Below are 10,330 nucleotides of genomic sequence, written 5' to 3'. Positions count from 1 at the left end.
CAGCAAAACAGACGATGATGGGTTTCGTGCGGTACATATTTACCGCACCGCTCGACAAGCCTGCCTATAACCTGTGCCGGCGGTTTAAACTGCGCCTTTGCGACCCTATATGTCGCATTGCCGTAAACCCGGGAAAAACCGGGGTTTGCGCTATAAGAAGTTGTCGCTTGGCGGCAAGGCCGGGCTGAAAACTGTCCTTACAATCCTCACCAAGCTCGCCAGTTTCCGGCGAGTGTTCCTCATCAGGAGACTCCGATGTCCGTTGAGCACGCTGCGGTAGAACGCGCCGATTTCGACCAGGTAATGGTTCCCAACTATGCGCCTGCCGCATTCATCCCTGTGCGTGGTGCCGGTTCCCGTGTCTGGGACCAGTCTGGCCGCGAGCTGATCGACTTCGCCGGCGGGATCGCCGTTAACGTATTGGGCCATGCGCACCCGGCGCTGGTCGGTGCCTTGACCGAGCAGGCGAACAAGCTGTGGCACGTGTCCAACGTGTTCACCAATGAGCCGGCGCTGCGCCTGGCGCATAAGCTGATCAACGCCACCTTTGCCGAGCGTGCGTTCTTCTGCAACTCCGGCGCCGAAGCCAACGAGGCCGCCTTCAAGCTGGCCCGTCGCGTCGGTTTCGATCGGTTCGGCAGCGAGAAGTACGAAATCATCGCCGCGCTCAACAGCTTCCACGGCCGTACCCTGTTCACCGTGAACGTTGGTGGCCAGTCGAAGTATTCCGATGGCTTCGGTCCGAAAATCACTGGCATCACCCACGTGCCGTACAACGATCTGGCCGCGCTGAAAGCCGCCATTTCCGACAAGACCTGCGCTGTGGTCCTGGAACCGATCCAGGGCGAGAGCGGTGTCATACCGGCTGAACTCGAGTACCTGCAAGGCGCCCGCGACCTGTGCACCGCGCATAACGCGCTGCTGATTTTCGACGAAGTGCAGACCGGCATGGGCCGCACCGGCCATCTGTTCGCCTACCAGCATTACGGCGTGGTCCCGGACATCCTGACCAGCGCCAAGAGCCTGGGCGGCGGTTTCCCTATCGCGGCGATGCTGACCACTGAAGACCTGGCCAAACACCTGGTCGTCGGTACTCACGGCACCACGTACGGCGGCAACCCGCTGGCATGCGCTGTCGCTGAAGCCGTGATCGACGTGATCAACACCCCTGAAGTGCTGGCAGGCGTCAAGGCCAAGCACAACAAGTTCAAGGCTCGCCTGGAGCAGATCGGCGAGAAATACGCGATCTTCACCAAGGTCCGCGGCATGGGCCTGTTGATTGGTTGTGTGTTGAGCGATGCCTGGAAAGGCAAGGCAAAAGACATCTTCAACGCCGCCGAGCGTGAAGGTCTGATGATTCTGCAAGCCGGCCCGGACGTGGTGCGTTTCGCGCCAAGCCTGGTGGTTGACGACGCCGATATCGATCAGGGCCTGGATCGCTTCGAACGCGCCGTGGCCAAGTTGACGCAAGCCTGATAGACCCTTCGACGCCTGACATTTCAGGCGTCGATCCAAATTTTTGTTTCGGGCTGGATCAAAAGTGTGGGAGCTAGCCTGCTAGCGATGAGGGCCTGATAGCCAACATCATTGTTGCCTGACAGGACGATATCGCTAGCAGGCTAGCTCCCACAGTTGACTCTGAGTTGTTTCAGGGATGGCCCGGGATTTTTTCTTCTGTAAGTTCTGAGATTAAGGAGTGACACCATGCTGGTGATGCGCCCCGCGCAAATGGCTGATCTGGGCGAGGTACAGCGTCTGGCTGCGGACAGCCCGATTGGTGTCACTTCCTTGCCGGATGACGTTGAACGCCTGAGCGACAAGATCGCCGCGAGCGAAGCCTCGTTTTCCGCTGAAGTCAGCTTCAACGGTGAAGAGAGCTACTTCTTCGTCCTCGAAGATTCGGCCACCGGCAAACTGGTCGGCTGCTCGGCCATCGTTGCCTCCGCCGGTTATTCCGAGCCGTTCTACAGCTTTCGCAATGAAACCTTCGTCCACGCTTCCCGCGAGCTGAAGATTCACAACAAGATCCACGTGCTCTCCCAGTGCCACGACCTGACCGGCAACAGCTTGCTGACCAGTTTCTACGTGCAGCGCGAGCTGGTGGGTTCGCCGTGGGCTGAGCTCAATTCCCGTGGTCGCTTGCTGTTCGTCGCCAGCCATCCGGAGCGTTTTGCCGATTCCGTGGTGACCGAGATCGTCGGTTACAGCGATGAAAATGGCGATTCGCCGTTCTGGGACGCGATCGGTCGCAACTTCTTCGACCTCAACTACGCCGAAGCCGAGCGTCTGTGCGGTCTGAAGAGCCGGACCTTCCTCGCCGAACTGATGCCGCACTACCCGATCTACGTGCCTCTGCTGCCGGACACCGCGCAAGAGGCGATGGGCCAAGTGCATCCACGAGCGCAGATTACTTTCGACATCCTGATGCGCGAAGGCTTCGAGACCGATCACTACATCGACATTTTTGACGGTGGCCCGACGTTGCATGCCCGTGTCTCGGGGATCCGTTCGATCGCCCAGAGCCGTGTGGTGCCGGTGAAAATCGGTGAGCCGGTCAAAGGTGCCGGTCGTCAATACCTGGTGGCCAATGCCCAGTTGCAGGATTACCGCGCCGTGTTGCTCGAGCTCGATTACGCGCCGGGCAAACCCGTGACCCTGGATCTGGAAGCGGCCGAAGCCCTGGGCGTCGGTGAAGGTGCCAGCGTGCGCCTGGTTGCGGTTTGATTGCCTAGAAAGCAGCGAAGTTTCGCGGGTGGCGTTGGCGGCCCGTTTGAGGAGATAGCATGATCGTTCGTCCCGTACGCAGCAGCGATTTACCCGCTCTGATCGACCTGGCCCGCAGCACCGGCACCGGCCTGACCACTTTGCCGGCCAATGAAGAACGTCTGGCCCATCGGGTCGGCTGGGCCGAGAAGACCTTCCGCGGCGAAGCCGGGCGGGGCGATGCGGACTACCTGTTCGTACTCGAAGACGATGACGGTCGCGTGGTGGGCATTTCCGCCATTGCAGGCGCCGTCGGCCTGCGTGAGCCCTGGTACAACTTCCGGGTCGGCCTGACCGTCAGCGCCTCGCAAGAGCTGAATATCTACCGCGAGATCCCGACGCTGTTCCTGGCCAACGACCTGACCGGCAACTCTGAATTGTGCTCGCTGTTCCTACACGCCGATTACCGCACGGGCCTCAATGGCCGCATGCTGGCCAAGGCGCGGATGCTGTTCATCGCCGAGTTCCCGCAGTTGTTCGGCAACAAGATCATTGCCGAAATGCGCGGCATGTCCGACGAAGCCGGGCGCTCGCCATTCTGGGAAAGCCTGGGCCGTCACTTCTTCAAGATGGAATTCAGTCAGGCCGATTACCTGACCGGCGTGGGCAACAAGGCGTTCATCGCCGAACTGATGCCCAAATTCCCGCTGTACACCTGCTTCCTGTCGCCAGATGCGCGCAACGTCATCGGTCAGGTTCACCCGGACACCGAGCCGGCGCTGGCCATGCTCAAGAGCGAAGGTTTCAGCTACCAAGGCTACGTCGACATCTTCGACGCCGGCCCTGCGGTCGAGTGCGAAACCGGCAAGATCCGCGCCGTGCGCGACAGCCAGGCGCTGGTGTTGGCCATCGGCACACCGGGTGACGACGCTACCCCTTTCCTGATTCACAACCGCAAGCGCGAAGACTGCCGCATCACTGCCGCGCCGGCGCGCTTCGCCGCCGGCACATTGGTCGTCGATCCGCTGACCGCCAAACGTCTTCAACTCAACGCCGGCGATCAAGTGCGCGCCGTTCCGTTGTCTGCTGCCAGGGAGTCGAAATAATGAATTCGCTATACATCGCAGGTGAATGGCTGGCCGGTCAGGGCGAAGCATTCCAGTCGCTGAATCCGGTGACCCAGCAAGTGCTGTGGACCGGCGAAGGCGCCACCGTTGCTCAGGTCGAGTCGGCCGTGCAGGCTGCGCGTCAGGCGTTCCCGGGCTGGGCCCGTCGCACCCTGGACGAGCGGATTGCTGTGCTCGAGGCCTTTGCCGCCGCCCTGAAGAACCACGCTGACGAACTGGCCCGCGCCATTGGCGAGGAAACCGGTAAGCCATTGTGGGAAGCGACAACTGAAGTGACCAGCATGGTCAACAAGATCGCGATCTCGGTGCAGAGCTACCGCGAGCGTACCGGCGAGAAGAGCGGCCCGCTGGGCGACGCCACCGCCGTGCTGCGCCACAAACCACACGGCGTGGTCGCGGTGTTCGGGCCTTACAACTTCCCGGGCCACTTGCCGAACGGTCACATCGTGCCGGCGCTGCTGGCCGGTAACAGCGTGCTGTTCAAGCCCAGCGAACTGACCCCGAAAGTCGCCGAGCTGACGGTCAAGTGCTGGATTGAAGCGGGCCTGCCAGCGGGCGTGTTGAACCTGCTGCAAGGCGCTCGCGAAACCGGTATCGCCCTGGCGGCGAACCCGGGTATCGACGGCCTGTTCTTCACCGGTTCGAGCCGCACCGGCAATCATCTGCACCAGCAATTCGCCGGCCGTCCGGACAAGATCCTCGCGCTGGAGATGGGCGGTAACAACCCGCTGGTGGTTGATCAGGTGGCGGACCTTGATGCTGCCGTTTACACCATCATTCAGTCGGCATTCATCTCTGCCGGCCAGCGTTGCACTTGTGCGCGGCGCTTGCTGGTACCGCAAGGTACATGGGGCGATACGTTGCTGGAACGCCTGGTGGAGGTCAGTTCGACCATTGAAGTCGGAGCCTTCGATAAGCAACCGGCGCCATTCATGGGCTCGGTGATTTCCTTGGGCGCTGCCAAAGCCCTGATGGATGCGCAGGAACAGTTGATGGCCAATGGCGCCGTGGCGCTGTTGGAAATGACTCAGCCACAGGCGCAAGCCGCGTTGCTGACCCCCGGCATCCTGGACGTAACGGCCGTGGTCGATCGCCCTGATGAAGAGCTGTTCGGTCCATTGCTGCAAGTGATCCGCTACGCTGACTTTGAGGCGGCGATCGCAGAAGCCAACGATACCCAATATGGTCTGGCGGCGGGTTTGCTATCGGATTCCGAGGCGCGCTATCAGCAGTTCTGGCTGGAAAGCCGTGCCGGAATCGTCAACTGGAACAAACAGCTGACCGGCGCCGCGAGCAGCGCACCCTTCGGCGGCGTCGGCGCCTCGGGCAACCACCGCGCCAGCGCCTATTACGCGGCAGATTATTGCGCGTATCCGGTGGCCTCGCTGGAAACGCCGAGCCTGGTGTTGCCAGCCGCTTTGACGCCCGGCGTGAAAATGGCGTGATGCCCATCGCCAGCAGGCTGGCTCCCACAGTGATTGGGTCGTACACAAAATGTGTGAACACCCCCGAACCTGTGGGAGCCAGCCTGCTGGCGATGGTCGCGATGCGGTCTTACTGAATAGTTACTCAAGCCATAACAACAGATTCTCGTGGAGCCTCGCTGATGAAATCCTATGAAGTCAATTTTGACGGTCTAGTGGGGCCGACCCATAACTACGGCGGTTTGTCCTACGGCAACGTCGCCTCCCAGAGCAACAGCCAGCAGTCTTCGAACCCGAAGGAAGCCGCGCTGCAAGGCCTGGCGAAGATGAAAGCGCTGATGGAAATGGGCTTTCAGCAAGGCATCCTGGCACCCCAGGAGCGCCCGGACGTTGCAGCCCTGCGCCGCCTGGGTTTCAGCGGTACCGACGCGCAAGTGATCGAGCAAGCCGCGAAAGACGCGATGCCGTTGCTGGTCGCCAGTTGCTCGGCGTCGAGCATGTGGGTGGCTAACGCCGCCACGGTCAGCCCAAGTGCCGACACTGCCGACGGTCGCGTGCATTTCACCGCCGCCAACCTCAACTGCAAATACCACCGCAGCATCGAACACCCGACCACCAGCCGCGTGCTGGGGGCAATGTTCGCTGACCAGAAGCACTTCGCTCACCACGCCGCATTGCCGGCGGTGGCGCAGTTCGGCGACGAAGGCGCGGCCAACCACACCCGTTTCTGCCGTGAATACGGTGAGGCCGGCGTCGAGTTTTTCGTGTTCGGTCGCAGTGCGTTCGACAACCGCTACCCGGCACCGCAGAAATACCCGGCGCGCCAGACCCTCGAAGCCTCGCAAGCCGTTGCTCGCCTGCACGGCTTGAGCGATGACGGCGTGGTCTACGCCCAGCAGAACCCTTCGGTGATCGATCAGGGCGTGTTCCACAACGACGTGATCGCGGTGGGTAACGGCGAGGTGCTGTTCTATCACGAGGACGCATTCCTCGACACCGAGCAGATGCTCGCTGAATTGCAGGGCAAACTCGCAAAATTTGGTGGGAAATTTCAGTCAATCTGCGTACCGCGTTCCGCCGTCACCGTGGAAGACGCCGTTCGTTCCTACCTGTTCAATAGCCAGTTGCTGACCCGTCCTGACGGTTCGATGCTGTTGATCGTGCCGGAAGAGTGCCGTGGCAATGAGCGTGTCTGGCAGTACCTGCAAGGTTTGACCAGCTCCGGCGGCCTGATCCGTGAAGTGAAAGTCTTCGATTTGAAGCAGAGCATGCAGAACGGCGGTGGCCCGGCTTGCCTGCGACTGCGCGTCGCGCTCAACGAAACCGAACTGGCGGCCGTCAACCCAGGGGTTATCATGACGGCACCGTTGTACGGCACGTTGACCGAATGGGTCGACAAGCACTACCGCGACCGCATGACCGAAAACGATCTCGCGGACCCGCAGTTGCTGCTTGAGTGCCGGACGGCACTGGATGAACTGACGCAAATCCTTAAACTGGGCGCGGTTTATCCCTTCCAGATCAATTGAACGTCGAGAGCGTAAAAAACATGAGCGATACCCTGCAGCTGATCCTTGAAGACACCGACGGCACGCAACTGGAAACCTCCTGCACCCGCGTCGCGGTCATGTGGCAAGGCAAAGAGCTGTGGATCCAGCAGGACGGCCGTGGCCAGCTGCTGATCGGCGTGGACGTCGAAGAAGGTGACGCCGAATACGCAAACCTGCTGCTGCGCCCATTGGCGACTAATCTGGTAAGTCTGCAACTGGAAATGGAACCGGCTGAAGTCGGCGACGAAGACCACGTGCACGGCCCGGATTGCGCACACGACCACTAAGGAAACCGCTCTATGCTCGCCCTCGGCAAACTGCTTGAACTGACCCTCGCCGGCCGCGAACCGGCGGAGAAGACTCAACTGACTGTCGAAGGCGTACGCATGCGCTGGTTGAGCGAAGGTGCGCTGGAAGTCCGGCCACCTGAGGCTCGTGATAACGGCCTGGACCTGCTGCTGTCAGCGGGTATCCATGGCAACGAAACAGCGCCGATCGAGCTGCTCGATCGCCTGTTACATGACATCGCCCGCGGTGACTTGAAGCCGCGCGCACGTATTCTGTTCCTGTTCGGCAACCCGGAAGCGATTCGCAAAGGCGAGCGTTTCGTTGAGCAGGACGTCAACCGGCTGTTCAACGGCCGTCACGAACAAACCAGCGGTTCCGAAGCCCTGCGCGCTTGTGAGCTTGAGCGGTTGGCCGCGAGTTTTTTCAGTCTGCCGGATCGTGAGCGTCTGCACTACGATCTGCACACGGCGATACGCGGCTCGAAAATCGAACAGTTCGCGTTGTATCCGTGGAAAGAAGGGCGCCAGCATTCGCGCCTGGAACTGGCCCGCTTACGTGCTGCCGGCATGGAAGCGGTGCTGTTGCAGAACAAGCCGTCGATCGTGTTCAGCTCTTACACCTACGACAAGCTGGGGGCCGAGTCTTTCACCCTTGAACTGGGCAAGGCGCGGCCGTTCGGGCAGAACGACGGTGTGAACGTCTCGCTGCTTGAGACCCGCCTCCAGCAGATCATTGAAGGCACCGAGCCAGCGGTGACTGAAGAATGCCTGGACGGTTTGCAGTTGTTCAGCGTGGCGCGGGAAATCATCAAGCACAGCGACAGCTTCCGCCTGAACCTGCCGGCGGACATCGAGAACTTTTCGGAGTTGGACGTGGGTTACGTGCTGGCCGAAGACATCGCCCAGACCCGCTGGATCATCGAAGAGAAGGGCGCCCGGATCATCTTTCCGAACCCCAAGGTCAAAAACGGCCTGCGCGCCGGCATCCTGATCGTGCCGACCACCGACGAGAACCTCGCCTGAATCCAACACATAACAAATGTGGGAGCTAGCCTGCTAGCGATTGCAATGTGTCAGTCACCCTGGTTGTTGACTGATACTCCGCTATCGCCAGCAGGCTAGCTCCCACAGTTACATCCGGTGTTTAGACGGCTAAGGCACGCGGCTCGGTGCGGCGCAGTGCACGAACCTTATGCAGCGTATCCGCACACGTCTTCGCCGCTTCCTGACCCTTATGCACGAAATGCTCGAAGAAGAACTTCTGGTGCTCTTCACCGGCGTGGAAGTGGTGCGGGGTCAAAACCACAGAGAACACCGGCACTTCGGTTTCCAGCTGAACCTGCATCAGGCCGCTGATCACCGATTGGGCGACGAATTCGTGACGGTAGATGCCGCCGTCAACCACCAGGCCGGCCGCGACGATGCCAGCGTAACGACCGGACTTGGCCAGCAGCTTGGCGTGAAGTGGAATTTCAAAGGCGCCGCCGACTTCGAAGAAATCGATGTCGGATTCCTGATAACCCTGGGCAATCATTTCGGCAACGAAGCCCTTACGGCTTTGATCGACGATTTCCTTGTGCCAGCAGGCCTGGATGAACGCAACGCGCTCGCCCTGATGGTTTTTGCTTTTGCTATCGATTGCGGTGGGTTGCATGTTCTGACTCCTGTTTATGTAAAAAACAGGGCATATGAATCGAATGGGATTTAAGGGTACGCACGCTCGCACGAATGCCCGCGGACGGCCCTTTGGCGCCAATCCCGTTCTCTCTTCATCCGGACTATGACCGTCGGCCCCGGGATCACACCGGGTCTGCTGACCTTGCCGCCAGACACCACCGAAGCGGTATCTGTCACCAAGCGCTCGCGGGCTATGCGCATTGCGCGCAATTACCGCCGGTGGGGAGTTGCACCCCGCCCTGAGAACGTTTTGCCGCCAGATTGTCTGGCGGCGAAGCGTTTTTAACACATATTTCCGAGCCGTGCATTGCTGCTATCTGATGATTGCTATCGACTTTTTCGTTCGCTTGACGCGTCTTTTCCTTCGCCTGGGGTTGATTAATCGTCCTCATGGCCGCAGTAATCCTGACTGAAAGGGATTTTCCCCTGCTTAACGAGGCCAGATTCATGAGCGTTATCGATCTTCGCAGCGACACCGTTACCCAACCGACCGCCGGGATGCTTGACGCGATGGCCAGTGCGGCCACCGGTGACGACGTCTATGGCGAAGATCCGACGGTCAATCGTCTGGAAGCGGAACTGGCAAAACGGCTGGGTTTTGCCGCTGCGTTGTTCGTGCCGACAGGCACCATGAGCAACCTGCTGGGCCTGATGGCCCATTGCGAACGCGGTGACGAATACATCGTCGGCCAGCAGGCACACACCTATAAGTACGAAGGTGGCGGCGCGGCGGTCCTCGGTTCGATCCAGCCGCAACCGCTGGAAGTACAGGCCGATGGTTCGCTGGACCTGGCGCACGTCGCTGCCGCGATCAAACCGGACGACTTCCATTTCGCCCGTACGCGGTTGCTGGCGCTGGAAAACACCATGCAGGGCAAAGTGCTGCCGCTGGAATATCTCGCCCGGGCGCGCAGCTTTACCCGCGAGCATGGGCTGCAGTTGCACCTGGATGGCGCCCGACTCTACAACGCAGCCGTCAAACTGGGTGTCGATGCCCGCGAGATCACTCAGCACTTCGATTCGGTCTCGGTCTGCCTGTCTAAAGGCCTGGGCGCGCCGATCGGTTCGGTGTTGTGCGGCTCGGCGGAGTTGATCGGCAAGGCACGCCGCCTGCGCAAGATGGTCGGTGGTGGCATGCGCCAGGCCGGCCTGTTGGCGGCGGCGGGGCTCTATGCGCTGGATAACAACGTCCAGCGTCTGGCCGACGATCATGCCAATGCGCAATTTCTGGCCGATGAGCTGCAAAAGGCCGGTTACGAAGTCGAGCCGGTGCAGACCAACATGGTTTACGTGACCATGGGCGACAAGGCCGAGGCGATCAAGGCCTTTGCAGCCGAGCGCGGGATCAAGTTGAGCGCTGCCGGACGCTTGCGCATGGTCACGCACATGGACGTCAGCCGCGCTCAAATCGAGCAAGTCGTGGCGACATTCGTCGACTTTTCTCGCAACTGATCGCCTTGGCGGTCCAATTGACCGTTTCTATCGTATAAACACGCTGTACCCCGCGCGCTGGGCCGATATAATGCGGCCCTTTGCCGTCGCTTCGTCTGTTGACGTTTCGC

At 60.5% G+C, this 10,330-nt stretch carries 9 protein-coding genes and 1 riboswitch; of the genes, 8 read left to right on the top strand and 1 reads right to left on the bottom strand.

The annotated features are described in order from the left end of the window. The first annotated feature begins 255 nt into the window (after nucleotides 1-255). The 7 genes from ACA053_RS21825 (at nucleotide 256) to astE (ending at nucleotide 8,114) form a co-directional block, all read left to right on the top strand. Nucleotides 256-1,476 (top strand): aspartate aminotransferase family protein, encoded by a 1,221-nt coding sequence (locus tag ACA053_RS21825; protein ID WP_109634097.1) that lies wholly within the window; start codon nucleotides 256-258, stop codon nucleotides 1,474-1,476. A 228-nt stretch (nucleotides 1,477-1,704) separates the two neighbouring features. Continuing rightward, nucleotides 1,705-2,724, top strand: coding sequence for an arginine/ornithine succinyltransferase subunit alpha (aruF, locus tag ACA053_RS21820; protein ID WP_497393674.1), 1,020 nt, complete (start codon nucleotides 1,705-1,707; stop codon nucleotides 2,722-2,724). Between the two features lie 59 nt (nucleotides 2,725-2,783). Beyond that, nucleotides 2,784-3,809 (top strand): arginine N-succinyltransferase, encoded by a 1,026-nt coding sequence (gene astA, locus ACA053_RS21815; RefSeq protein WP_109634093.1) that lies wholly within the window; start codon nucleotides 2,784-2,786, stop codon nucleotides 3,807-3,809. Next, complete coding sequence (gene astD / locus ACA053_RS21810; protein ID WP_497396224.1) at nucleotides 3,806-5,275, top strand: succinylglutamate-semialdehyde dehydrogenase; 1,470 nt, start codon at nucleotides 3,806-3,808, stop codon at nucleotides 5,273-5,275. The genes astA and astD overlap by 4 nt, the downstream gene beginning before the upstream one ends. Nucleotides 5,276-5,436: 161 nt before the next feature. Beyond that, nucleotides 5,437-6,783: an N-succinylarginine dihydrolase gene (gene astB, locus ACA053_RS21805; RefSeq protein ID WP_109634090.1), complete on the top strand. Its 1,347-nt coding sequence runs from the start codon at nucleotides 5,437-5,439 to the stop codon at nucleotides 6,781-6,783. 20 nt (nucleotides 6,784-6,803) lie between these two features. Continuing rightward, nucleotides 6,804-7,091, top strand: coding sequence for a hypothetical protein (locus tag ACA053_RS21800; RefSeq protein WP_033056735.1), 288 nt, complete (start codon nucleotides 6,804-6,806; stop codon nucleotides 7,089-7,091). A gap of 12 nt (nucleotides 7,092-7,103) precedes the next feature. Then, on the top strand, nucleotides 7,104-8,114 hold the full coding sequence (gene astE / locus ACA053_RS21795) for a succinylglutamate desuccinylase (RefSeq protein WP_497393673.1): 1,011 nt from the start codon (nucleotides 7,104-7,106) through the stop codon (nucleotides 8,112-8,114). A gap of 121 nt (nucleotides 8,115-8,235) precedes the next feature. On the opposite strand, the gene ACA053_RS21790 is transcribed toward astE, so the two are convergent. Next, entirely contained in the window at nucleotides 8,236-8,745 is a 510-nt protein-coding gene (locus ACA053_RS21790) for a 6,7-dimethyl-8-ribityllumazine synthase (RefSeq protein WP_497393672.1), read from the bottom strand. A gap of 102 nt (nucleotides 8,746-8,847) precedes the next feature. Continuing rightward, nucleotides 8,848-9,019, bottom strand: a riboswitch (FMN riboswitch). 196 nt (nucleotides 9,020-9,215) lie between these two features. Here ACA053_RS21790 and ltaE point away from each other — a divergent pair. Continuing rightward, entirely contained in the window at nucleotides 9,216-10,220 is a 1,005-nt protein-coding gene (gene ltaE, locus ACA053_RS21785) for a low-specificity L-threonine aldolase (protein WP_497393671.1), read from the top strand. Nucleotides 10,221-10,330 lie beyond the last annotated feature (110 nt).

This window comes from Pseudomonas sp. LBUM1672 (assembly GCF_059695655.1).
This window is presented reverse-complemented; position numbering and strand designations above follow the sequence as displayed.

Coding starts and splice junctions, on each gene's coding strand:
- ACA053_RS21825 (WP_109634097.1), top strand. CDS start 256: ATGTCCGTTGAGCACGCTGCGGTAGAACGCGCCGATTTCGACCAGGTA.
- aruF (WP_497393674.1), top strand. CDS start 1,705: ATGCTGGTGATGCGCCCCGCGCAAATGGCTGATCTGGGCGAGGTACAG.
- astA (WP_109634093.1), top strand. CDS start 2,784: ATGATCGTTCGTCCCGTACGCAGCAGCGATTTACCCGCTCTGATCGAC.
- astB (WP_109634090.1), top strand. CDS start 5,437: ATGAAATCCTATGAAGTCAATTTTGACGGTCTAGTGGGGCCGACCCAT.
- ACA053_RS21800 (WP_033056735.1), top strand. CDS start 6,804: ATGAGCGATACCCTGCAGCTGATCCTTGAAGACACCGACGGCACGCAA.
- astE (WP_497393673.1), top strand. CDS start 7,104: ATGCTCGCCCTCGGCAAACTGCTTGAACTGACCCTCGCCGGCCGCGAA.
- ACA053_RS21790 (WP_497393672.1), bottom strand. CDS start 8,745: ATGCAACCCACCGCAATCGATAGCAAAAGCAAAAACCATCAGGGCGAG.
- ltaE (WP_497393671.1), top strand. CDS start 9,216: ATGAGCGTTATCGATCTTCGCAGCGACACCGTTACCCAACCGACCGCC.